The sequence below is a fragment of the Akkermansia muciniphila genome, assembly GCF_018709685.1.
Classification (GTDB): Bacteria; Verrucomicrobiota; Verrucomicrobiia; order Verrucomicrobiales; family Akkermansiaceae; genus Akkermansia; species Akkermansia muciniphila_E.
Window position 1 is genome coordinate 73530 of sequence record NZ_JABDHQ010000006.1, and the last position, 25585, is coordinate 99114.

The 25585-nt window shown below is 60.9% G+C and carries 8 protein-coding genes and 2 tRNA genes; 2 read left to right on the forward strand and 8 right to left on the reverse strand.

Translation table 11 applies throughout. From position 1 onward, the window contains the following. Nucleotides 1-329: 329 nt before the first annotated feature. Nucleotides 330-16304, forward strand: a complete 15975-nt coding sequence (locus tag HHJ06_RS05665) for an autotransporter outer membrane beta-barrel domain-containing protein (RefSeq protein WP_215428384.1) — start codon at nucleotides 330-332, stop codon at nucleotides 16302-16304. An 80-nt stretch (nucleotides 16305-16384) separates the two neighbouring features. On the opposite strand, the gene HHJ06_RS05670 is transcribed toward HHJ06_RS05665, so the two are convergent. The 4 genes from HHJ06_RS05670 to HHJ06_RS05685 all read right to left on the reverse strand — a co-directional run bounded on the left by HHJ06_RS05670 (nucleotide 16385) and on the right by HHJ06_RS05685 (nucleotide 18893). Next, a tRNA-Ile gene (locus HHJ06_RS05670) sits at nucleotides 16385-16460 on the reverse strand. A 120-nt stretch (nucleotides 16461-16580) separates the two neighbouring features. Continuing rightward, nucleotides 16581-18086: an MATE family efflux transporter gene (locus tag HHJ06_RS05675; protein WP_215428385.1), complete on the reverse strand. Its 1506-nt coding sequence runs from the start codon at nucleotides 18084-18086 to the stop codon at nucleotides 16581-16583. After that, nucleotides 18083-18754 (reverse strand): ubiquinone/menaquinone biosynthesis methyltransferase, encoded by a 672-nt coding sequence (locus HHJ06_RS05680; RefSeq protein ID WP_215428386.1) that lies wholly within the window; start codon nucleotides 18752-18754, stop codon nucleotides 18083-18085. The genes HHJ06_RS05675 and HHJ06_RS05680 overlap by 4 nt, the downstream gene beginning before the upstream one ends. Before the next feature lie 64 nt (nucleotides 18755-18818). Then, nucleotides 18819-18893 (reverse strand) — tRNA-His (locus tag HHJ06_RS05685). 637 nt (nucleotides 18894-19530) lie between these two features. On the opposite strand from HHJ06_RS05685, the gene HHJ06_RS05690 reads away from it, so the two are divergent. Continuing rightward, nucleotides 19531-20295, forward strand: a complete 765-nt coding sequence (locus HHJ06_RS05690; protein WP_215428387.1) for a hypothetical protein — start codon at nucleotides 19531-19533, stop codon at nucleotides 20293-20295. Nucleotides 20296-20333: 38 nt separating this feature from the next. Here the strand turns inward: HHJ06_RS05690 and dapF are convergent, their stop codons facing one another. From dapF to prfA, 4 genes are read right to left on the reverse strand one after another with little or no spacing between them, the layout of a single operon-like run. Continuing rightward, nucleotides 20334-21158: a diaminopimelate epimerase gene (gene dapF / locus HHJ06_RS05695; protein ID WP_215428388.1), complete on the reverse strand. Its 825-nt coding sequence runs from the start codon at nucleotides 21156-21158 to the stop codon at nucleotides 20334-20336. A 59-nt stretch (nucleotides 21159-21217) separates the two neighbouring features. Beyond that, nucleotides 21218-23434, reverse strand: coding sequence for a replication restart helicase PriA (gene priA, locus HHJ06_RS05700; protein ID WP_215428389.1), 2217 nt, complete (start codon nucleotides 23432-23434; stop codon nucleotides 21218-21220). A gap of 24 nt (nucleotides 23435-23458) precedes the next feature. Further along, nucleotides 23459-24373, reverse strand: coding sequence for a peptide chain release factor N(5)-glutamine methyltransferase (gene prmC, locus HHJ06_RS05705; protein ID WP_215428390.1), 915 nt, complete (start codon nucleotides 24371-24373; stop codon nucleotides 23459-23461). Between the two features lie 17 nt (nucleotides 24374-24390). Then, entirely contained in the window at nucleotides 24391-25467 is a 1077-nt protein-coding gene (gene prfA, locus HHJ06_RS05710) for a peptide chain release factor 1 (RefSeq protein ID WP_215428391.1), read from the reverse strand. Between the last annotated feature and the right edge of the window lie 118 nt (nucleotides 25468-25585).

The window sequence follows — 25585 nt, forward strand, 5'->3', positions numbered from 1 at the left end:
TCCTGTGGCCGACTCTCCTCCATCGGCTTTGTTCGGTTGTGCTCCTTCCTCCCGGCACAAGGTTGGTTATGTCCGGTAAAACAACTTTAACGTGGAGAAAGGCGCCCCGGCTTTTGTAAATGGTAGAGTAGCATTTATTTCTACATTTGCGGATTCTTGAGTCCGGCTGCCCGTTCCAGGGCCTTTGACGTGAACGCATGCTGTTCTTCGGAACGCCCCGCATGCGCTCAAATCCGCGTACCGGCATTTGCTCCCGGCGAAGGCCGTTTTTCTCCCCCTGCTTTTAAAAATCCCCTATCCCATTTTTAAACACATACCCCATTCCCCTTATGAAATTGAGATTGCCGCTTTTTCTTGCCTCATTGCTGCTGGCCGCCATGGCCGCGGCTTCCCGTGCCGATGAATTCACCTGGTCCTCCACTTCCTCCAGCGCTTCCTGGCAGGAGGCTTCCAACTGGAATCCCGCTGAAGCGCCGGGCCTGAATTACGCCCGGTATGATACCGTTGTTTTCAACAACACGCTTTTGTCCGCCGCTACCACCATCACGTTGAGCGGCAGCGTTTACCTGAACCAGCTGGTCAGCACGGCAGACGACCAGAAGACGCTGACGCTGACGGGGAGCGGGGCGAGAATTTACTTCGGCAAGGAAAATCCCGGCATGTCCCTGAACGGCAATATGACGCTGAACCTGAACGTTCCCATTTCCACCGACCAGGATTTCACCATCATCTCCAAACGCTCCAACGTCATTTTCAACGGCACGTATTCCAACCTTTACCATAATCTGAACGTGGATGCGGACGCCGGCACCCGCGTGGAAATGCGCAAAGAGGCCACGTATATCAATACGCTGACCAAAGACGGCGCAGGCACTCTCGCGCTGGCTGCGGACAACCGCTATATTGACCAGGTCCATGTCCGGGAAGGCTCCCTTCATCTGGGAAGCGACAAGTCCCTGGGCGGGGCCGTGTTGATTCTGGGCGACGAAGGTCTCCGCAACCAGGTCGTTTCCCTGCAGGCGCTTACGAAAGACCTGGTCCTGACCAACGATTTTTCCTGGCTGAACACCAATTTGAATATCACCGGGCAGCATGCCATTACGCTGGCGCCCCGCAACCAGGTGACCATTGATTTGAACGGCGACAGGAGCATTGATACCGAGCTGAATACCAGCCTCATATTCGGCAGCACCGTAGCCACGGCCGGAACGGGCGGATTCACCAAGTCCGGGTTGGGACGTTTTGAAATTCAGGGGACCAGCCATGCGTTCGGTTCCTTTTCCGTCCGGGACGGCGTCGCGGCCGTTACCGCCAGGGGGGCGGATTATGTGCTGGGCGGTCCTGCGGAGAACGGGGAAGCCCTGCCGCTGGGAACCGGAACCCTTTCCATCATTGGAGAGAATAGCAGGCTGGAACTTTCACCGGATACCGGGCGTGACGTGTATGTCAGGGGAAGAATCAGCCTGGACCGCGGCGGCGTTTTTGAGCTGATGAACCGCGCCTCCGTGCACCTGGAAGAAGGCGCGGAACTGGACGGCGGAACTGACGGAACCACTCCCACCCTGTTCATCCTGCGGGGAGACGTGCATATTGACGAGGGGATTGCCTCCCATCTTCCCAACGTCCAGTTCGGTTCCTCCGCCACCCTGTACGGTTCCGGCCTGCAAGGCTCGTTTGGCGAGCTGACGTTCGGCTTTCAAGAGCTTTCCGGAGACTCCGTCACGCTGGATTCTTCCCTGGGCGGCCTGTTTGCCGCGAAAGCCTCCGTTTCCGACCATTCCACATTGATGCTGGGCGCGGATGGACAGCTGGGGGGAGAACCGTCCCTTTCCCTGGGGAAAACCTCCACACTGGACACGCGGGGATTTTCCGCTTCCTTTTCCGATTTGTCCTGGACTTCCAGCACCGTCTGGGCGGACAGGTCCACCATCGTGCTGAGCAACGGAACGGGTTCGGGCGGCGGCATTCTGCACTTTACCGGCAACAGCCTTTCCGGAGGCGCCGGACACCTGGCGCTGGAAGGCTGGCAGGACGGGCACGACCAGCTTCTTTTCAACCATGACGTCAGCGGGGAATCCTGGTTTTCCCGGGTCCACTTCCTGGGCTACAACGATGAAATGGGGCTTGAGGTTGCCGCGCGGGGAGATGCGTATGAACTGCGCCCCGCCTCCGTGAATACGGGGGGAGTTTATACGTGGACCGGCCAGGCCTACCTGGGGGAAGGCATCAGCAAGTCCACCAATACGAATGCCCTTTTCGGCGGGAACTGGGACGCCAACCGCGCGCCTGCCGGAGCGGGGGCGGAGATGGTGTTTGCCAATCTTGATCCCCATTTGCGGGGCAAGGGAATTAAGCTGAACTCCCCGTCGGGACAGTTCGTAGTCGGCAAGATGACCATTGCGGACGACGTGGCCGGGTCCTTTTCCCTCAGCGGGAACGACGTTCTGTTTTTTGACAACAACGGGAGCCAGGCGGAACTGTACGTGGGAACTCAAAACAATACTTACAGCATTTCCAACAACATCCTGATCGGGGAAAACGGCCTGAAGTTCATTGGCAAGAACGGCAAAATGCAGCTATTCGGCGCCCTGCAGGGGGACGGAGACCTGGTGATCACAGGGGAATCCGGCATTTTGGAAATCCGGAAGAAGGGTAACACGGAATACCGCGGGAACGTCATTCTGGAGTCCGGAACCCTGATGCTGACGGATAACGGCGTGCTGGGCACCGGTTCCCTGATCATCAAGGGCGGAGCGCTGGGCCGCAACGGCAATTCCGCGGAACTCCGCAACCAGCTTGTCATCCAGAATGATTTTCGTCTTGCCCAGGGGATGGTAGCGTTCACCGCTTCCGGTAACTCCGTCAAGGATGTGATCCATCTCGACCGCGTGTTTACCATTTCAGGCGCCGGCAGCCTGTATTTCCGGGAAGGCCGCGACCTTCAGGGCGCAGGGGGACTGGTGCTGGGGCCGCCCACGGGAGGAGTGGTGAGCATTTACAATTTTTCCGGTAACAACAGTTTCAGCGGCGGCCTGACCCTGAACGGCAATACGCTGTACGCGGCGGACGCCACTGGCACGGACGGCGAGGGATTGAATTACATGGTGTTCGGGGAACGTGAGCAGAATGCCAATTACGCCGGCACGGGCGACATCACCTTTGCGGGCAGCGGCAATTTTTACATCCGGGGCGGTGAACAGACAATCGTGGATTTCCGGAACGGCGTCAACATTTCCGGAAACGGCGGCACCCTGTGGCTGCAAGGGAAGTCGCAGGAAGTCCGGCTGACCGACGTCAATTTCGGAGGCTCCGTGACCATCAATTCCTACGGCAGGCAGGTCTTGAAGATAGGGCAGGTTGACTTTCTCAACAGCGGGTCCTCCTCCCTGATCCTGAGCATGGACCGCCATGATTCGGGTTCCGTGGAAGGGGACGTCTCCGTCCGTTCCCTGAACGGAGGCGAAGCCAGTTTGGACGGTCTTTTAAGGTTGATGATCAACGGTACAGGGTACACCTCCACGTTGGAGGAAACGATCAGCCATGTCAGTGCCTCCAATGTAAGGCTTTCCAGCGGACGGCTCGCCCTGACGCGGGACAACCAGATTCAGGGCCTCCGTGCTGGGGAATACGCCACTCTGGATTTGTACGGGGGCTCCATCATCAGCTCCCAGGGAGTCAGCAATACGTTCGGCACGCTGACCATCAACGGCGCCGCGACCATGGAGCTGGGTTCAGGCGGGGAATTGACCTTCAGCAAAGTCAGCAACTGGGGAACCAACGGCGGACTGCCCTACCTGGTCAATATAGAAAACGCTTCCGGCACCTGGAATACGCCGGGCAGTCCGGACGTTTCATCGGAACATGTCTGGTTTTTGACGGCAAACGCCCTGACGGCGGACCAGCTCAACCAGGTGGCTTTTACCGGGTACACCCGCGGGGCGGAGCTTTATTACCATGAAGACTTGAAGAAATGGGAATTGCTTCCGAACGGGGACGCCGCTTTTGAATGGACCGGAGGCGGGGGGGCGGACAGCCGGTCCTGGTCGCTCACCGCCAACTGGTTCGGCGGCAAGGTGCCGGCCACCCGCGGCAACATCGCCATTTTCCGTGACCAGGATGCGGGCCTGGACCAGAAGACGATTTTGCTGACGGAGGATATCACTCTTTCCCAGATTAATTTTGAAGGCGCCAAATCCACCAGTTTTTGCATTGATTCCTCTTCCGACGGTCAACGGGGGGTGCTGACGTGGGAAGGCCAGGGGGACGCTCCCGCCAAGATTTTCATGGCCGGAGCCATGTCTCCCGACATCCGGGCTGACATGGTCATCTCCCTCGGCGGCCTGCTGGTCAGCCACAGCGCCTACAACCAGACGCTTGTGTTGAGCGGCCGCATCGGCAACGCGGCCGACGGCTCTTCCGGCGCCTTGATTTTGGAGGGAAGCGCTTCCAAGGGAACCTTGAACACCATCAGCCTCCAGGGGGACAATACGTTTACCGGAGGCGTCATCCAGAGGGGCGGAAGGCTGGAGATCACGCATGACCATGCGCTGGGGGCGGGGGCCTATACCGTGGACGGAGAAGGCCGCTTCGGAGGCAAGGACCTCACCGGCTATACCATCCGGACGGTAGGAAACGACCTCCATCTGAAAGCCACGAACGGCGATGACGGCAAGTCCTGGATTCTCATCGGCAACATCACGTTCAACGATGCCGACGCTTCCGATGTGGACGGCTTTCTGTACGGCCCGCTCCAGACGGTTTCCACCGATTCCGGCGCCACGCTGACCTTCGGGGAGAATTACACGGTTGCGGACGCGGACGGGGATGTCCCCTCCATGCTGGAGTTCAAAACCACGTCCACTACCTCCCTTACGGGTGTTTTCCTGGGGCAGAACACTTTTTCCGGCGGCATTACTGCGACGGGAGGCGGGACAGTCACGCTCAAGGTAGGCTCCAGCAGCATCCTGAATGATCCGGCGCATCCGGAAGCGGGCATCAAGTCCGGCCCCCTGGGGACGGGAACCATCTTTTTGGGCAACGGGCGGTACCACAGCCTGGGCGTTTATTCGCCTGAAACCAATACCGCCGTCCATTACGTCCTTCACAACAATATTGAACTGGGGACCTCGGAAGAGTTGAGATTCATGGGCGGAAAGGGTTCCCTGACGCTGGATTCCGCCAACTCCCTGGATTTCGGTTCCACGGACAGGCTCCTGTACACGGGGCAGTATTACGCCGGAGGCCAGTACCCCACCATGCTGGTCGTCAATTCCCGCGTGGACGCTTCCCAGGCGGCCGTCGCGGTGCGGGGAACCGAATTCGTCCGCTTCTCCAATCCGGACAACGTGTTCAAGGAATTTAACATCGGAGTAAAGGACTACGATTACAACAACCTGGAGGGGCGCGTGTCCGTCGGCGCCGACAACGTGCTCGGGGACCAGGCCATAGGAGTTTACGCGTGGACCAGCGCCACGGCGGCTTCACAGTCCTACCTTCAGGCTTACTCGGGGGAAGCGGGCCGGTCGGTGCGTACGCTCGGCAACCTGTTCCGTTTCCATGCAGGGCTGATCTTCTCCTCCCTGGTAGAGGAAGGAGGCGTTGCCGGAGCAGAACAGCCGGGAGGAGTAATCACTCTGAACCTGAACGGCGCGGGAGCCTCCGACCTGAACGCCGGGCTTTCCTACAACCAGCGGAAATTCACGGTCAACAGTGCGGAGACCGCCTGGAACAGCAAGATTTACAACAGCGTGATCGTTTCCTTCGCGGAGACGCACGACCTGACCAACGGCGGCATTCTGGCGGACGGCAATTCCACCAATTACAAGGCATGGCTGGCCGGCCAGGGAGGAGAGCTGGAGCTGCTGGGCACCAAGACTTTTTCCGGTGATACGGATGACGGCCATGGCAGCCGCTTCCTCGGCACGGGCTATGATCCGGACAGCAGCCATTACGCGCTGGTCATCGGCAATTACGGCCTGGTCACTACCACGCTGGGTGACAAGGATATGGTCATCGGCGCCATGGCGGACGGCAGCCGCGTCACCCCCTTCGGCCAGGGGGAAATCCTGCTGGACGGCCTCAACGGGCTTCTGCTGGTGCGCACGGGCGCCCAGAAGAAGAACGTCTATCTGGAAGACGGCCTTTTTGAAATGGCGCGCGGCACGTTTGAAGTCACCGGCGGCGGCAGCCTCCTGCTGGGCCGCAAGGGGGACGGAACGGCTTTTGACCAGACCCTGGCAGGCAGGAACGGACAAGCCGGGCAGGGCATGATTTCCGCAAGCGGCGGCAGCCGGATCGTCGTCGACGCCGGAGACAGGAGCGTTACACTCAGGGCCTACATGGGCGGAGACGTCACCCTGCTTTCAGGCACGCTGAACCTGGCTCTGGAAAAGGCGCTGGGTTCCGTAACGGACATGACGTTCAACGGCGGGACGCTGGCCTTGAACAGGATGAGCCAGTCCCTGGGAACGGGGAGCACCCTGTCTCTGGGCAGTTCCTCCATGTCCACGCTGGACTTCGGCGGCACGGCCGCCTCCGGCAACGTGGTGATGGAGGCGGGGCGCCTGGGCGCCTGGGATGAAAACGGCACCCTTGTCATCAAAGGCTGGAAGGGCAACATCGCCGGCGGCGGGAGAAGCCAGCTGCTGCTGGCCGGCTACGGCGCGGACAGCCCCAAGTACATCGGCAACATTTCCTTTGAAGGGTACAGCACCGGGGCCCGGATTGTCTGGGTGGACGGGCATTACGAGATTCTGCCGTACGCCGCCACGTACGTTTGGACGGGCGCGCGGGGCAGTTCCTGGGACGACCAGGGGGACTGGAAGGACGGCCAGGTGCCGAACATCATCAACGCTTCCGTCACGTTCGGCAATGAAGCGCTTGATTCCAGCACCGTCGCCGTGCTGACGGCGGACCGGACCGTGGGCGACCTGAAATTCAGCGGCACGCGGAACCAGCAGTTTGAAATCAGGGGCGCCGCAGGCGGCATCACTCTGGTGCTGGCCCAGACGCCGGAATCCGGATTTGACGCCGGGATTGAAATGACGGGCAATTCAGACGCCCTTATTTCCACGAATGTCCGCCTGGACAGCCATTTGAAGATTTCCAACGAAGAGGGGGCGGACCTGGAGATCAACGGGACCGTTTTCCACGACAGTGATTCCACCTACAGGATCAGCAAGAACGGAGCCGGCGTCCTGACACTGAGCGGCAACAGCACCTTCAGCGGGGGATTCCTCCTGAATGAGGGTACGCTGCGGATCAACCAGGACGAACGCCTGACCAACCAGAGCGTTTCTTCCGGAGCCGTAGGCACGGGCGTTCTGACGCTCCGCGGCGGCGCGCTGGAAGCTTGGCGGCAGGACCGGACGCTCAGCAATGAAATCGCCATGAGCGGAAACGTCGCCATCGAGGGCTCCCATTCGCTTTTGCTGGACCACCGCGGCGGCCATTCCAGCCGCATTGACGGAGACGTGGTGATCACGGTAGCTTCTTCAGCCTCGCTCATCATCGGCGACGGCCATCATTTCTCCTGTGACGGCAATATAACTAAGGGAGGGTTGGGACTCCTGGAATGGCGTAGCACACTGGACAATACGCTGTCCCGGGGAGTCCGCCTGAACAGCGGGACCTTGGTGCTGTCGGCAGACAACAACTACTCCGGGGGAACGGAAATGGCAGGAGGAATACTGGCCATTTCCCGGAATTCCTCCCTGGGTAATGCCGACAGCGCCATTGAGGTCCTGGGGGATTCCACCCTACGGATTGACCGCAGCCTGACCGGAGTGCTGAACAATTTTTCCCTGTCCGCCGGAACGGCATTGACCGTCCAGACGGCGGACGGCGGTTCTTCCGCCACGGATGCCGTGCTGGCCGGCGTCATGTCCGGAGAGGGCAGGCTGGTCAAGACCGGAGGAGGCTCCCTGATCCTGACCGGACGGAACAGCTTTACCGGAGGGGCGGAAGTGAGGGAAGGCGTTCTGCAGCTGGGCAACGGCGGAACAGGGGCCGGTTTCGCGGCAGGCGCCAGCCTGGCGGAAGGAACGCAGTTCGTGTTCAATCACAGCGACCGCATGGATTATGCCGGAAGCGTCAGCGGGCAGGGAACCCTCGTCAAGCGGGGAACGGGCCGGCTTGTCCTGTCCGGGAGCAGCGCTTTTACGGGAGGGAGCATCCTGGAAGAAGGAACGCTCACCGTGGCCCACGGCCAGGCCCTGGGAGACGGAGCCCTGGCGATGAATGACGGCACTGTTCTGGACTACGGCCAGGGCATTGAGCTGGGGAATGACGTCTCCATCAACGGCAGCGGCCTGCTGAACGTGGATGAAGGAAAGGCGGCTGTCCAGCAGGGAATCATCAGCGGCGGAACTATGGAAAAAACGGGAGAAGGCACGCTGGTTCTTACCGGAGAGAATACCTACCGCGGCGGCACTTCCGTCCGGGAAGGGACGCTTCAGGTGGGGAACGGAGGCCGGACCGGTTCCATCCTGTCCATGGCTGATCCCTCCCTTTCCCTCACCGTGGCTTCGGGAGCGGCCCTGGCCTTCAACCGCAGCGACGACATCCATTACCAGGGAACGGCGGCAGGGGAAGGCAGCCTTGTCCAGCGGGGAACCGGAACATTGCTGGTGACTGTCGCGCAGGAATATACCGGCGGCAGCGTCGTGGAAAACGGCACCCTTAAAATCACCGGAGAAGGGGCGCTGAACGGTTCCGTCCGCATCCACGGAGGCGCCATGTTCTACATCGGCAGCCAGGACGCCCCCTATACTCTGGCGAACGACATCCTGGGAGAAGGCACGCTGGTCATCGACCTTTCGGAAGACCGCCTCCCGGAAGATGGCAGTCCGCTGCAATTCTCCTTCGGCAGTCGTGCCGCAGACCTGGGAAAAGGATTCACCGGAACCGTGGAAATGCGGAGTACGGCCTATGTGGTTGACGAACAAATGGAATGGTTCATGAATGGGGACAGCGTCTCCCATCTGAAGACGGCTGCCGGGAGCGTGGGGTCCCTTCAGGCCGTAGCCCAGGCAGACCCGGCCCTGCGCGCCAGAACGCTGGAGGGAACCGTGAATTTTGCCGGAGGGGAAATGAACTGGACCCTGGATGCGGACAACGAAGCGTCCGCCTGGCTGCAGGCCGGCTCCATCACCCTGACGGGGAATACGGATTTTAACCTGAATCTCAGCGAACATGCCGTTTACGACGGAGGGAGGCTGTCCTTCTTTGACGGACCGGGCACCGTACTGCTTGCCGAAAGCGGAACTGCCGTCAGCGGAGCCGGGTTGTGGTCCCTGTCCGGCGTGCGCCTGGGCGGGAAAACCCAGGCGGATCTCCAGGCGGTACGGCAGGGAATCGTGCAGGGCGGCGCGGAAGTCGCCCGCGGCGTCACTGCATGGTCGGCGGGAACGGAGGACGGAACGCGCCTGGTGGCCTACCGGGAACTTTCCCGGGTGGAAATTTATGATGGACGCACCCTGTCGGTTGTGCTGGATGCGGACGACTCTTCGCGTGAACTGAGCGTTGCGTTGACGGATTATACCCTGGAATCCCTGCTGGCGGACGGGAATGACCCCGCCGGGGCGGACAGGGCGGGGTCCGGCCATGTCAGTTTCAAGGATGCCGCCGGAGGCCGCGGCATCCTGCTGAGCGGGACCAACAGCTATACGGGAACGACGACGATCGAGGCCGGAACCAGGCTGGTTCTGGGCGGCGATTCCGCCCTGGGCGGCGCCGGACGCCACACTTCCCTGCTCATCGCGGATTCCGCGAATGCCGTGCTTGACCTGAACGGCCATGCGGCTTACACGGGAGGCGTCAGCATCGGCCACGGGGGCGGCATTTTCCTGGGAACTGCAAACGGCGGGGAAGGCGCTCTGACCATCGGCACGAATGCAGATGACGGCACGCCGTCCGTTGCCGGGGGCGGCAGCATCGCCGGGAACGGCGCGCTTGCCGGAGCCGGGACGCTTCACCTGAACCTGGGCACGCTGACCATTTCCGGGGTCAATGACTCCGTGCAGGCGGAGACGGCGGTAGGCCGGGATGCCACCCTCCTGCTGACCCATGCAAATGCCCTGGGCAAGGGAGATTCCGCCGGCGCCATTGCCGTGGAAGGGCTGCTGCAAGTCAATGCGGCCGGAACCCTGGACAACGTGGTGGCCGGGTCCGCTGCCGGAACGTGGGAAAAGCTGGGAACGGGAAGGCTCGTCTCGGAACGTGACCACACGTTCGCGGGAACCGTTTCCGTTGCGGACGGAACGCTGGCGCTGCTGGGCGGCAACTATTTCTTCCGGCAGGTCAACCTGCATGACGGGGCCGTTCTGGAGCTGGGGCAGGACGCCTCCGCCGGGAACGCCCTGATCAACATGGAAGGTCGTTCCGGGACCATCCGCGCGTTGAACGACCTCCAGTGGTCCAACGCCATTTCCCTGGGACGGGAGCGGGGCGTTCTGGACACGAACGGCCGCACCGTTACGGCGGGCGGAACCATCAGCGGCCAGGGACTTCTGGCCGTCACCGGAGGAGGCACGCTGAACATCCGCCGGGAAAATACGTATGCGGGCGGTACCGTGATCACGGGTAGCGGGGCATTGCGCCGCGCTTCCGGCACCAGAGTGGTGCTTGGGGAGGGCGGGGAGCGAGGCCTGGGCGCCGGACTAGTGACCCTGGCGGGCGGAAGCCTGCTGGAACTGGCCTTCTCCGACAAGACCTTTTTCAACCGCCTGGCCGGAACCGCTGCGGAAACGGTCCTGGTCAGCGGCCGCGGGGTAACGCTGGACGCGGACAACAGCGCGTTTGCGGGCACTTGGGAAATTACGGGCGGGGCCCTCGCCGCCGGCACGCTCCGGGACGCGGCTTCTCCGGACCATGTTCTCAACAATCTCGGCACGGGCAGTTCCATTTTCCTGAACGGAGGGGAGCTGACCCTTTCCGGAACGAATGCGGAAGACGCGGACCTGCTGTTTGCCAACAAGCTGTCCGGCAACGGCATTCTTCATGCCGTGCTGGGCACGCAGGAGAGCCGGTTCTTCTTTGATGCGGACCGTGCGCCGGCGGCGGGGAATTCCTTTACGGGAACACTGGACATGAAGAACGGGACATACGTCTTTTCCACGGCGGACGCTTCCGGCCGGGGAGTCCTTCAGCACGGAACGCTGGAACTTTCCGCCTCCGGTTCGGGCCGGGGCTCCACCGTCATCGACGGTGATTACAGGATAGGCGGGTTGACCATGAACGGAGGCGTTCTGAAGGTGGGCACGGACGCCAAGGGCGCCCCCGCAGGCATGCTGACCGTGGACGACCTGAATGTGGACGGCGGCGGAATGGTCGCCATGCGCATTCCCCAGTCCATCCATATCACGGACGCCAAAGGCACCCTCTTTGACGACAACCACGACGCAGAGGCCTACCAGCATCAGGTGGTGCGGGCCGAAGGCACGGCCTTGCCCGTCCACGGCGCCCAGCTTTCCTTCACCAATGAGGACGGCACCGTCACCGGGAATCCGGGCATCAGGCAATACGTGCAGCTGACCGACTCCGGCAGCCGGGAAGTGGCCGAAGCCGTGTATGACTACATCATGACGGTGAAGACGGACGCCGCCCCGAATTCCGGAGAAAACGGCATCTATCTGGGCTACGGCCTGAGCCGCATCAATTCCTACACGGCCGGCACGCTCTACCAGCTTGCCAACACCGCGGAAAGCAACAACGTGATGGGCGCCCAGCTCACCAGCACCGCCAAGGGAGAGGAAGCCGGAGCCCCCTCCGTGGGGGGAGGCTTTGAATTCCACGCCTTTGACGATGGGGAGCACGGCATCATCATCGCCAACGCCGCCAACAACTACACGGGCAAAACCCTGGTGAGCAGCGGAAAAGTCACCTACGGCGCCGACAACGCCTTCGGCAACACCAGTGAGCTGGAACTGGCCGCCGGAACGAAGGTGGACATGAACGGCAAGACCCAGACCGGGGACAGCCACTTCATCGGCGGCCTGACCATGACCGGAGCCGGGGCGGAACTCCTGATGAACGGGGGGCAGCTGGAAGTGCGCGGCTCCGCCGCCCTCTCCGGCAGTACGGTGGACCTGGGAAATGCTTCCGGCAGGCTCGTTCTCACGGGAGCCGCCGCGCTGGACAATGACGCCCTGATGAATCTTCAAGGCGGTCAGGCCGCGCTGGGCGGAACGGCGGCCATGGACCACGGCAGCAGCATTCTGCTGGAAGGAGGCGCTCTGACCGTCTCTGGAAAAATGACTGTCGCCAACGGAAGTTTCCTGCACCTGGGCGGAACGGCCGGAGGCTCCCTCACCCTGCTGGGCGGAGGTTCCCTGGAAGGGGAGAATGCGCTGGCGGGCCGGGGAAGCATCACCCTGGGCGGCGACGGAACGACGACGGTTGTCCGCGGAGCCAACGGCCAGTTGAATGCCGCCGTGGACATTCAGGCGGGAAACGCCGCCCGGCTGACGGACTTCAAGGGACTGGGAACAGGCGCGATCCGGCTGGACGGGGAACTGTCCATCACGGGTGCCGCCTCCGGCGACCTGTCCAATACGGTCACCTTCGGTTCCGAGCCCGGCGGCGTCCTGGACCTGGTCAACAGCCGTGGCGCGCAGAGCGGAACGCTGCAAGGGGAAAGCGCGGCCATTCGTCTGACGAATTCGGAATGGACGCTGGCCGGAAACAACTCCCGGCTGGGGGCCGGTTCTTCTTTCACGATTGACGCGTCCTCCCGCCTCACGGCTGCCGGCTCCGGTACGCTGGGACAGGCCGCCGTAAGCATCGGCGGCGTTCTGGAACTGGACGCCTCGGAAGGCACGGAATGGAACCTTTCCAACCGGTTGTCAGACGATGGAACGGACGCCGGGGAACTCGTCAAGAAGGGAGAAGGAACGGTGGTCCTGAATGCGGAAAACAGCCGCACGGGCTCTACTTCCATCGAAGCCGGAGAAATCAGGCTGGAACACGTGCTGGGGCTGGGAACCGGGCACATTGCCGTGGAAACGGCCTCCGGCGTCCTGACGCTGGGGGAAAAGGCCACGGGAGAATTCGTCAACCGGATTGCCAACGGCGGAACGGTAAACGTGTCGGGTTCTTCCCTCATTCTTTCCGGCGATATCAGCGGAACCGGCAGGGTGAATGTGCTCTCCGGAGCGGACGTGCTCCTTTCCGGGGACAATTCCGGATTTGACGGGGAAAACGGAGCCTTGTGGAACGTGGAGGCGGGAGCCGCCGTTTCCATCACCCGGGCGGCCAATCTGGGCGAGAGAGCGGACGTTCTGTTGAACGGAGCCCTGACCCTTCGCAGCGCCGTTCCGGCGGAAGGAAACGTTTATGTCTGGCGCAATGCGCTGGCGGGCTCCGGGAATTTGGTGGTCAACCTTTTCTCTGAAACAGAGGAATTCGCCTTCGGGGAATCCCATGCCGCCGATACGGGCCGGAACTTCACGGGCACCGTCACGCTGGGGACGGCCACGTTCAGGCTGGACGGACCGGGCAGCGGCAACGTGCAGGCCCTTGCCCAAGCCACGCTGGAACTGGCGGACGGCAGCCACACCGTCGTGGGGCGGGGGAGCGGGCAAAACGCCCTGGGTGGGCTGACCCTCCGCGGGGGCGAGCTTGACTTCTCCTGCGTTCAGCACACGGGGGCCCATCCGGGACTATCCGCGGACCACGTTTCCCTGGTGGCTTCCAACGGCACGCTGACGGTGGCGGGCGGAACGGTAAAGGTGAATGCGGGCCTGCTGACCGGCATTGACACGACGGTGGACACGACGGCCAACCTGCTGACGCATGAAGACCCCTCCATGGCCTTTGACCCGGACGGCAGGGAGCTGGCTCCCGTCAAGCTGGTGGAAACCGCTGCGGGACAGGCGCAGGGGGGCACCGCTTCCCTGGAAGTGGTGGACAGCGATTCCGGCGCCGTGATGCCGATGGACGCCACCGAACAGACGGTTTCCCTGCGGCATGGCGACGAAGTCGTCGCGACGGGGCATTACAACTACGGCGTCAGCCTGGGCGCGGAGAGGGACGGCCTTTATGTGGGGTACATCCTGACGCAGGTGGACATCCGGGACGGCAAAACCCTGGTGCTGGACAATGAAGACGCCACCGGCGCGGCGGCGGACCTCTCCGCGCACCTTGCCGGAACCGGCCATTTGACCATTCACGCGTCCGGAAACATTAACAAGGTGATCTCCCTTTCCCACAGCGGCAATACCTTCACCGGCATCACCACCGTCACGGACGGAACCACGCTGCGGGCGGAGACCGCCACGGACCACATCATCGGGGAAAGCAGGCAGCTTGTCCTGGGCAGCGGATCGACGTTCGACATGAACGGCACCAACCAGAACGTCAACAGCCTGACGGGAGCGGGGCAGGTGCTCTTCAACGGAGAAGGCACCCTCCGTCTCCGCAATGCGGCGGATGCGGACAGCACCTACCGCGGGGATATGCTGGGGACCGGAACCATGGTGAAAACGGGCGCCGGGGAACTGACCCTCCAGGGCGGCCGCATCCTGCACGAGCAGGGGACTACGGTGGAAGAAGGCGTGCTGACCATGAACGGCGCTTCCGCCCATGCCAACAAGCCGCTCGTCACGATCAAGGGGGATTCCCGCGTCAACATGGACGGCGGCAACATCGGCAGCAGCGGAGACACCCTTTTTGCTGCGGAGGATGCCACTGGAGAACTCCATGTCCGGAACATGGCCGGCTACACGGTGGGCCGTGACGGCCAGCGCCTGCTGGACGCCAGGGGCAGCGGCTCCTTGAACGCCGTGTTCAGCAACGTGAAGGACGTGCGGGGCGACGTGCATGCCGCCCCGGAATCCGCGGTGAGCATGCGCCTGGCGGACGGCACCACCCTGACGGGCATGATTGACCCGGCCTCCCTGGCCGTGGACGGCACCAGCACCTGGAACATGACGGCTGATTCCACCCTGACGAACCTGCGGAACAGCGGCGTCATCGACTTCATGGACAGCGGCGCGGACGGCTTCAAGACGCTGACCGTTACCGGAAACATGGACAACGACGGCGACATTCCCGGCTCCTTCCGGATGAACGTCAGCCTGGCCGCCATGAAAACGGACATGATCAAGGTGGGCGGTTCCGTTTCCGGCTCCTACCACATCATCATCAAGCGCAATGCGCTGACCGACCTGACGGACGCCCGGACCTTCTCCCTGAAGCTGGTGGACGTGGACGGAACGAACGCCGGGAACGCTGACGGAGAAACCTCCTTCCACGGGAGCACGGACGTGCGCATGAGAAAGGCGGTGGTCCAGGCCGGGGACGCGGAAGGCAACCACAAGGAAGACTGGTTCCTGGTCTACGACTCTTCCAAGGACCCGTCCGGCGATGTCAACGACACCGGCAAGAGCATCCTGGGCATCTCGGACATCAGCCTGCTCTGGTTCACCCAGACGGATACGCTGACCCGGAGAATGGGTGAACTGCGCATGAACGGCCCCCTGAGCGGCAACTGGGTGGACAACTTCTGGATCCGCAGCTACGGCAGCCGGTACAACGTCGGTTCCGGAGCCACCGGCTCCAGCTACCGCGACTACATTTACGGTTCCGACATCGGGGTGGACCGGGGCTGGCAGCTGGACCCGGCCAACCGCCTGTACACGGGGCTCTTTGCCGGGTACGGCGGCGCGCGCAAGGACTTCCGGGCGCCGGGAGCCAAGGGGGACACGGACAGCTTCTACTTCGGCGGCTACGGCACCTGGATCAACCGGCACGGCTACTACGTGGACCTGGTCATCAAGGCGCAGCACTTTTACCATGACTTCAGGGCCTACGATGAAAGCTTCAACCGCACCAGCGGGGACTACACCCAGTGGGCGGTAGGCTCCTCCATAGAAGCGGGCAAAATGTTCAGGTTCAGGAATGACTGGTTCATTGAACCGCAGCTTCAGCTCAATTACTTCCACGGGGAAGGAGCCGGCTACTGCACCACGGGAGCCAATCCCTTCCAGACGCAACTGGGCGGCACGGATGTCCTGAACTTCCGCTACGGAGTCAACCTGGGCCGCACCTTCAGCGTTGGGGAACATGGCGCGCTGCAGCCCTACGTGACGGCGGAGGGCATCCATCAGGCCAGCAGCGGGGGCCGAGTCAACACCGGGGACGGCCAATGGCGGCCCAACATGGACGGCTCCGTCTTCCGGTGCGGCGCCGGCGTCATCTGGCAGATGGATGCGCGCAACCAGCTGCACTTCAGCTATGACGCCGCCTTCGGCAAAAAATACACCATGCCCTGGGGAATCAATCTGGGTTACCGTTACCAGTTCTGACGGGAGCGGCCCGCGGTTTTTTCCGCTTGAGCATACCAATGGAAAACCCCTGCAAGCGTTTAACTTGCAGGGGTTTGTTTTGGTAGGCCCGGTAGGGTTCGAACCTACGACCAAGGGATTATGAGTCCCCTGCTCTAACCGCTGAGCTACGAGCCCGTTGAAGAACAACGTGGACGAATGCTAGCAGAATTGGAAGGGAAAAGCAAAGTTTTTATCCTGCGGTAAACGTTTTGGATTTGCAAACGGAAGGGAGGACGGCGCAGGACGGAAAAAGGCTCAGACCTGCAGTTTCGTCCAGCTCCGGCCCTTGACGATTTTGTAGAGAATGACGGACTGGACGGCCATTTCAAAGGCGAAGAGCAGCCAGATGCCCCAGAGGGTCATGGTTTCCGGGGCAAGCTTGAACCACACCCAGGTGCAGACGACGCGGAAGAAGCCCATGATGCCGTAGGAAATGAACATGACTCTCCGGGTGTCCCCTGCGCCGCGCAGGGACATTTTCATCACGATGCAGGCGGCGAAGAAAGGCTCCACCAGCAGCATGGTGCGCAGCACGGGTATGCCGGTGTCAATGAGGGTCATGTTCCCGTTGGAGAATATCTCCATGAAGAGGGCGGGGAAAACGCAGAAGAGCACCCCTAGCCCGGTCATGAAGATGATGGCGTACCGCATGCATTTCCAGATGGTGATGCGGGCCATGAGCGCGTTCCGGGCGCCCAGGTACTGCCCCACCAGCGTGGAGGCCGCCATGCCGATGGCGAAGCCGGGAAGGAAGCTGAGCGATTCAATGCGGACGGCGATGTTGTGGACGCCCAGCACGCCCTTGATAGGCAGCTCGCTGATGATGGAGAGGCAGAACATCTGGATGCCCCACATACCGAAGACTTCCACGGCCTGCGGCAGTCCGATTTTCAGGATGCGCTTTTGCATGCCCATGTCCGGCCACAAGTTGGAGAAGTTAAGATACAGGGGCGGTGCGTAGTGCTCTCCGTTTTCCCTGACGAGTTCTTCCAGGGAGTCGTTTTGGCGTCCCGCAAATATTTTCTTCTTGCGCCTCAGCATGATGAGGATGAGCGCGCACATGCTGATGGCGTAGCCGCAAACCGTTCCCGCCGCAATGCCTCCGATGCGCCAGCCGCCCAGCGGAGCGTCCGCAAAGACGAAGGTGACGCTGAAGATGACGTTGAGAATGCCCACGCACATCATGATCCAGAAGGGCAGGCGGGTGTCTCCAGAGCCGCGCAGGGCGGCATTAATGGCGAAAACCACGCCGCTGAAGGGGGCGGCGAACGCGGCCACGTACACGTATTGCAGGGCGTAGGCCCGTGCGGCTTCATTCATGGTCAGCACATGGGTGACCAGGAAGCCGCTGCACGCGAAGAGCAGGCCGCAGGAGATGACGCCGGCAAGAAGCCCCAGCATGGCGGCCTGGTGCAGGCCGTGCTGCGCCTGGGGATAGTCCCTGGCTCCCGTCATGCGGGAGACGATGGCCGTGGCCCCCATCATGATGGACCCCTGGATGACGAAGCCGAACCACATGAGGAAGACGACGGCGCCCATGCCGTCGGAAATGTTGATGGTGTCCTGGGCGTCCACGCCTATTTTGGTAGCGATGAACAGGTCGGACGAGGTGACGAAGAAGCTCAGCAGTTGTTCCAGGAAAGGCCAGAAGGCAATGACGGCAATCTGGCGGGGCAGGGACAGTCCGGCAAGTTTGCCGCCCAGGCGGGCCCGCGATGCCTTGCCGCGTATGATGCCTTCTCTCGCGTCTCCCGCACTCATTTCTGGGCCGTGTAAATGCTGGCTATCCCTCCGTTCAGAGGTTCCGCCGTGATGTTGCGGTAGCCGCAGTCCCGGAGCAGGTCCTTCATGGCCTGTCCGCTGGGGAAGGCTTCAATGCTGTCCGCCAGGTAATCGTAAGCCTCCCGGTGGCCGGTCATCCACCCGGCGATGACTGGAAGAACACGGTGAAGGTAGAACCGGTAAGGGCTTTTCAACAGGTTTTCAGGCAGGGAGAAGTCCAGAATAAGCAGGTGGCCTCCCGGCCGCAGCATGCGGGCCATTTCCCGCAGGGCGTCCGGATAGCTGGCCATGTTCCGCAGGCCGAAGGCGACGGTGACCACATCATAGGAGGCGGAGGGGAAGGGCAAGTTCATGGCGTCTGCGCAGACCAGGTTGTCCAGCCCGCGTTTGGCCGCCACGTCCAGCATGGGCTGGCAGAAGTCGGAGCCGGTCAGGTGAATTTCCGGCATCGCGTTCAGGAGGGCCAGGGCCAGGTCTCCGGTTCCCGTCGCCAGGTCCAGCAGGCGTTCCGGCTTCCATTCGGAGACGAGCTGGACGACGCGCCGGCGCCACAGCAGGTCCACGCCCATGCTCAGCACATGGTTGGTGGCCACATAGCGCGGTGCAATGGCGGAAAAAGCGGCTTTGACGAATTCTGGATTGCGCATGCGTGACGGGGGCTGGATAGTAAAAAAGAGCACCTAGGTGCTCTTTTTTAGAAAGGAAAGGGGATGGGGTGTCGGACGGGGCTCGAACCCGCAACAACCAGAATCACAATCTGGGGCTCTACCATTGAACTACCGACACCATTTGATGTTGTGGTGCGGCAGACATTAGCCGCCCTCTTCCGTTTTGGCAAGAAGAAAATAAGCCTGGAGAGTTTTTTAGGAGGAATATTTTCTCAAAAGTAAGATATGGGCGCGTCCGGGTAATTATTTGTTTCCCATTTGGAAAGTAATGCGGGGCTGGACAGTTCTTCTATTGAGTTCGCCTGGATTTGATGTAAACTTTTTTATTGTGGGAATTGATGTAATATATGCCGCCTTTAGGTCCCACCCGGTAGATTCTCTTTTCTCCTGGCTGCAGGAGGCGGGAGGACTGCTCCCCGGGGACCGCTCCGGAGCACAGGGGAGTGTAATCCGGCAGAAGCGGTTTGCGGGTGCAGTGGGACAGGCAGCAGAGAACCGGAATGACGGCTGCCGGGATGAGAAAAGATTGCTTCATGAAGGCGTTATTATCTTTTTCAGGAGTCTGTTTTGTCAAGTTTCGTAATCCTCCGGGACGGTTTTTTATGAGAAGAATATGATTTTTTCTTCATTATTTGAAAACGAATGTTTGAATTTGTCTTATTTCCAATTATCATGATTACCGTCAACGCATTCATTTGATGCTTCAACCGGGTATTATCCAATTACAAGCCATGCATTTCTTCCCGCACATTCCCATGTTGTCCACCGTGTTCAGCAGTATCGGCTGTTATTTGCTTCCTTTTGGTGTGGTTTTACTGTGGCTTCTTTATGAATCCAGAAAATTAAAGGCTATTCTTCTGGCCGGACTGGTGCTTCTGAGCATTGTATGCATGTTTCTTCATGAAGCCTGCTGCCCCAGCAGGGAATATCCGTGGGACTGCATGGTGGAGCACATGTTCACAGGAGTGCTTCTGCCTTTTCTTTGCCTGCTGGGCTATATCCTGTACGTCATTCTTTGCGTATGCATTCCGGTTTACAGGAAGGTATGGAAAGGCATCGGCTTTATCGCCCTTGGCGGAATGAGCCTGGCCTTTGAATTCGTGAACGTTTCCTTTCCGGTGATGCTGCTGGCGGGTTACCTGGTCCGTTTCACCATCCGCCGTCAGTTGCCCCGGCATGTCCACTTGGCCAGGAAATGCCATGGGGCGCTTGCCCTGGGAGTAGTGCCGGGAATTTGCCTGATTGCCATCGTCGGCGCCATTTTGTTTCCTCCACCGGAGAGTTTCATCTGTGAAACGATCAAGGAGGAGATGGAGCATGACATGGCCTTGTGGAACTACCAGGCGAACCTGGTGCTGCTGTCCTCCCGTTTTCTGAATGTGGAACGCGGGAAGGATTTTATTACCGTGAAGTATTATTGCGAGACCAACATGGGGCCTGCCGTCTATAAGGCCTTCTGCAATAATTACGGCGGGTATGTGAAGGCGGAGTGTTTCCTGCTGAACAAGCAGGTTCCCTGAGGCGGGAGAATGGGCGCTTGCCCGGCACGGGCACTGGTTCAGAGCTCAATGTCTCCGGTAAAGACAAGGTCCGCGGGACCGGTCAGGGTGACATGGGTAAAGTGGTCCCCCATGCGCTGGAAGCCGACTTTAAGTGTGTCGCCTCCAGCCACGTCCACCTGGATGGGGGAGGGGGCGTCCGTCAATACGGCGTGCAGCAGCGCACTGGCGGTCATTCCCGTTCCGCAGGCCAGCGTTTCATCTTCTACGCCCCGTTCATAGGTGCGTATGGCGATGTGCCCCGGAGACAGGATGGTGGCAAAATTGGCGTTGGTTCCTTTTGGAGCAAAGGCATCATGATAACGCAGGTAGGCGCCCAGCCGCGGAATGTCAAGACCGTCCAGCTTGTCCAGGAACGCTACGGCGTGCGGAACGCCGGTATTCAGGAAATGGACGTCTGCGCCCACGGTGGGATCAGCATTCAGGGCGAAAAGCTGCAGGGAGTGAGGGTCCGTCAGGTTGACGGTGACGTTTCCGTCTTTTTCAAAGGAGGCGGTCACGATACCGGCCATCGTTTCAAAGGGCAGGGGGGCGGATTTGTCATGCCGGAGCAGAGCTGCCGCAAAGTTGCCGAAGCAGCGTGCTCCGTTGCCGCACATCTCCGCTTCTCCACCGTCGGCATTGTAATAGCGCATGCGCACGGTCCCTCCTTTTCCCTGGGAAGGCTCCACGGCAATCAGGCCGTCAGCGCCAATGCCGAAGCGGCGGTCGCAAAGGGCTTCAATGGTTTCCCTGTCCAGCACGGAGGAAAGACCCAGGTCACGGTTGTCCACCATGATGAAGTCGTTGCCGGCCCCCGTCATTTTATAAAAATGAAGCAGCATGATCGTAAATTGTGTTGTGCCGGAATTTTAATATCCCCGTCCGGCTTTGGCAAGGCGGCTTACATGAATGACATGGCGTCCACGTCAATCACGGCCGTCAGGTCATCCCCCAGTCCGGCTTCCTGAACCAGCTTCCGGAGCGTGCGTGAGAGAATGCGTGCGGAGGGGCCCTTTACTGTGATCTGGAATCTGAACTGGCCGTGCGCGCGCGGGATGGGAGCCGGCATGGGGTCCGTCATCGTGGCGGGAGGGGGCAGCATCCCGCGGAGCCGTCCGGCGAGCGTGCGCGTGGCGAATTCCGCCATGTTTTCATGCTGGGAGCGTATGGTCAGCACGGCGATGTGGGTGAAGGGGGGGAGGTCAAAGGCGCGGCGCATTTCCAGCTCCTGGGCCGCGAAGCCGTCCGTATCATGATGCCGCGCATATTGCAGGGAGGGGGACTGGGGCGTGAAGGTCTGGATGATGACTTCTCCGGAGAGGTCGCCGCGTCCCGCGCGTCCCGCCACCTGGGTCAGGAGCTGGAAAGTGCGTTCTCCGGCCCGTGGGTCCGGAATGTAAAGCCCCAGGTCCGCGTTCAGCACGCCCACCAGCGTTACGTTGGGGAAATCCAGGCCCTTGGCGATCATCTGGGTGCCCAGGAGAATGTCTATCTTGTGGGAGCGGAACTGGTTCAGGATGGTCCTGACGGCGTTCTTCTTCCGCGCCACGTCCGCATCCACGCGCGTGATGCGCGCCGCGGGAAAAGTGCGGCGCAGGATTTCCTCCACCTTCTGGGTGCCGTACCCCTGGAGCAGGATATTGGCGGACCGGCACTCCGGGCAGGCGCGGGGGGGCAGGGCCTTGAACCCGCACAGGTGGCAGATGAGGCGGTCCTCCGTGCGGTGGTACGTCAGGGGGAGGGAACAATGCAGGCATGTGACCACATGGCCGCAGTCCGGACACTGGATGGAGCGCGCAAATCCGCGCCTGTTGAGCAGCAGGATAACCTGCTCCCCCTTTTCCAGCCTCCGGTCAATGGACATCCGGAGCCGTTCGGAAAGGACATTGGGGCCGGACTTGTTCTTTCCCTCCGTTTTCATGTCCAGAATGCGGATGAGGGGGAGCTGCTGGCCGTCCGCCCGTTCCGTCAGCTTCACCAGGGCGTATTTCCCGGTCAGGGCGTTGTGGGTGCTTTCTAGGGATGGAGTGGCGGAGCCCAGGACTACGGCGCAGTTTTCCAGGTGCGCGCGCAGCACGGCCAGGTCCCGCCCGTGGTAGCGGGGGGAGCTTTCCTGCTTGTAGGACGCGTCATGCTCTTCATCCACAATCACCAGCCCCAGATTCTGCAAGGGGGCGAAGACGGCGGAGCGGGGACCGATGACGATGCGGGCTTTTCCGGAGCGGATGGCGTGCCATTCGTCAAAGCGCTCTCCGTCAGACAGAAGGCTGTGCAGGACCGCCACGGAGGAGGGCAGTTCCGCAAAGCGGGATTTGAAACGCTGGACGGTCTGGGGCGTCAGGGAAATTTCCGGCACCATGATCAGGGCGGATTTCCCGGATTTCACCACGTTGGAAACGGCCTGAAGGTAAACCTCCGTCTTTCCGGAACCCGTGACCCCCTGCAGCAGCACCGGTTTTTTCTGTTCCGCCGCGCACATGGCCGTGATTTCTTCCAGCGCCTTTTCCTGCTGGGGGTTCAGCGTCATCGGCTGGCTGGGGACGAATTGTTCTCCCGTGCTGGGATCGCGGTGCACGGACTCTTCCCTCAGGGAAATAAAGCCCTTGGCTTCCAGGCTGCGTGCAATATTCAGGGCTCCGGGGCCGAATCCCGCCAGCGGGGCTTCCAATTGTTCCGTAGATGAAAAATAATCCAGTATATGGGCCTGCCGCGGCGCCTTGCGGTACAGGGCGTCCAGTTCCTCACGGGACGGGCGTTTTTCCAGATGCACCACTTTGCGCATTTTCTCCGCCGTATTTTCCTGCCGGACGGTTTCCGGCAGAAGGCAGCGGATCATCTGGTCCAGCGCTACGGAATAATAATCCGCCGCCCAGGAGGCCAGACTCATCATGGCCGGGGAAATCAGGGGCTCCGGGTCAATCAGTTTCAGAATGGGCTTGAGCTTGTCCCTCCAGGCCGGGTCCGGTTCGGACAGCGTAAGGACGGTGCCGGTGGCCGTCCTGTTGCGCAGGGGCACCCGGACGCGGCAGCCCGGTTTTACGTCTCCCGCTTCCGGCGGAATGCCGTAATCCAGCACCAGATCGCTCTGTCCGTCAACCAGGATACGCGCCGCCTGCATGGAGTGAGAGGGGAAAGTTAAAGTTTAACGATAGCCGAACGGAAAGCGGGCGATGCCGCTCATGTCTTTCAGCACTTCAATGTAATTGTAGCCGTAGCCGTCCATGATCTGCGTCACGGCTGGCGCCTGGTCATACCCTATTTCCAGCGCTACAAAACCGTTATCATTCAGGTAATCCCGTGCGCGGGCCAGGAAGCGTTCAATGATTTCCCAGCCTTTCGGGCCGCCGAACAGGGCCGTGTGCGGGTCTTTCATGACCTCCGGGGCAAGCTCCTCTCCGTCCGCAATGTAGGGAAGATTGGCCACGATGACGTCAAAGCGCGTTTCCTGTTCCGGACTGTTTTCTTCCTCTCCCGGGGCGGCCACGGTGGAATCCGTTTCCGCCGGGAGCGGGGCGGCTTTTTCCAGGGGGATGTTTTCAAACAGGTCCGTCTGGATGGTGGAGACCCTGGCTCCCAGGCGCATGGCGTTTTCCAGCGCCAGATCCAGCGCCTGCGGGGAAATGTCCGCCAGGACGACTTCCTTCGCGCGTTCCTTGAGTTCCAGGGCCAGCGTGACGCCGATGATGCCGGACCCGGTGCCCATATCCAGCACGCGTACCGGACGGGGGGGAATCTTCTTCAGCACCATTTCCACCAGTTCCTCCGTTTCCGGGCGCGGAATCAGCGCGCGCGCATCCGTCAGGAATTCCCGGCGGAAAAATTCCGTGGAGCCCAGCAGGTGCTGCAGCGGTTCTCCCGCCGCCCTGCGCTTCAGCAGCTCCCGCAGGGGCGCCAGCTCCGTTTCCTCAACAGGCCTGTCAAACTGGGAGTAAAGAGCCGTGCGGTTGCAGTGCAGGACATGGGCCATCAGGTGCTGCATGGTGGCGCGGGCTTCTTCGCACCCCTGGCGCGCCAGGTAGTCCGTGCCGGACTGAAGAACTTCCAGTAAGGTTTTCATAAAAAGAGCGGGGAAGGTTAGGACATGCCGGCTTCCGCCAGGCGTTCCTGCATTTCCGCATGCTGGAGAGCCATGATCAGGTCTTCCATCTGCCCCATCAGGATGCCGTCCAGATTGTGGGAGGTGTAGCCGATGCGGTGGTCCGTCAGGCGGTTTTGCGGGAAATTGTACGTCCGGATTTTTTCTTCACGTCCGCCGGACCCGATGAGGCTACGGCGCGCTGCGGAATATTTTTCCGCCTCTTCCCGCTTCTTGGCCTCAAAAAGCTTGGCGCGCAGAATCTTCATGCCTTTCTCACGGTTTTTCATCTGGCTGCGTTCTTCCTCACACCGGACGTAGACGCCCGTGGGAATGTGCCAGATCTGCACGGCGGATTCCGTCTTGTTCACGTGCTGGCCCCCGGCTCCGCCGGAACGGCATACTTCAATGCGGAGGTCCTCCGGGCGGATTTCAATGTCCACTTCTTCCGCTTCCGGCATGACGGCTACGGTGGCGGTGGACGTGTGAATGCGCCCCTGCGTTTCCGTAGCGGGCACGCGTTGCACACGGTGCACGCCGCCCTCATATTTCAGGAAGCGGAAGACTTCATCCCCGGCAATGCGGCAGACGACTTCCTTGAAGCCGCCTACGTCGGAAGGGCTGCTTTCCAGGTGTTCGAAGCGCCAGCCGCGTTCTTCCGCAAAGCGCTGGTACATCCGGAGAAGGTCCCCGGCGAACAGGGAGGCTTCATCCCCGCCCGTACCGGCGCGGATTTCAATAATGGCGTCCCGGTCTTCCGTCGTGTCGCGGGGAAGAAGGCTGTACTGAACGTCGCTGCGCAGTTTTTCCAGCGCCGTTTCCAGTTCCGGAATCTCCAGAGCGGCCAGCTCCGCCAGTTCCGGATCATCCGTCTTCGCCAGTTCCTGGTTGTCCGCCAATTGCTGTTCCGTGGCATTCAGGGCATCCCACGTTTCCATCAGTTCCTTCAGGCGGCGGTGCTCCCTCATGGTTTCCGAGGCCCTCTTCTGGTCATTGAAAAAATCCGGTTCGGCAATGACCGTTTCCAATTCTTCCAGGCGCTGGCGGCGTTTTTCAATGAGAGGTGTGTAATCCATGGCGTTTGCGTGTGAAAATTCTAAAAGATAACAGGGCTTTCTGGAAGTCAAATCCGGGGGATGTAAGACATGAACTGAAAATTTATGAAGAGTAACGACTGTGATCGATAAAATCTCC

Bases quoted from the DNA above. Each gene is read 5' to 3' on its own strand.
- HHJ06_RS05665 (WP_215428384.1), top strand. From the start codon at position 330: ATGAAATTGAGATTGCCGCTTTTTCTTGCCTCATTGCTGCTGGCCGCC.
- HHJ06_RS05675 (WP_215428385.1), bottom strand. From the start codon at position 18,086: ATGAGTGCGGGAGACGCGAGAGAAGGCATCATACGCGGCAAGGCATCG.
- HHJ06_RS05680 (WP_215428386.1), bottom strand. From the start codon at position 18,754: ATGCGCAATCCAGAATTCGTCAAAGCCGCTTTTTCCGCCATTGCACCG.
- HHJ06_RS05690 (WP_215428387.1), top strand. From the start codon at position 19,531: ATGTTGTCCACCGTGTTCAGCAGTATCGGCTGTTATTTGCTTCCTTTT.
- dapF (WP_215428388.1), bottom strand. From the start codon at position 21,158: ATGCTGCTTCATTTTTATAAAATGACGGGGGCCGGCAACGACTTCATC.
- priA (WP_215428389.1), bottom strand. From the start codon at position 23,434: ATGCAGGCGGCGCGTATCCTGGTTGACGGACAGAGCGATCTGGTGCTG.
- prmC (WP_215428390.1), bottom strand. From the start codon at position 24,373: ATGAAAACCTTACTGGAAGTTCTTCAGTCCGGCACGGACTACCTGGCG.
- prfA (WP_215428391.1), bottom strand. From the start codon at position 25,467: ATGGATTACACACCTCTCATTGAAAAACGCCGCCAGCGCCTGGAAGAA.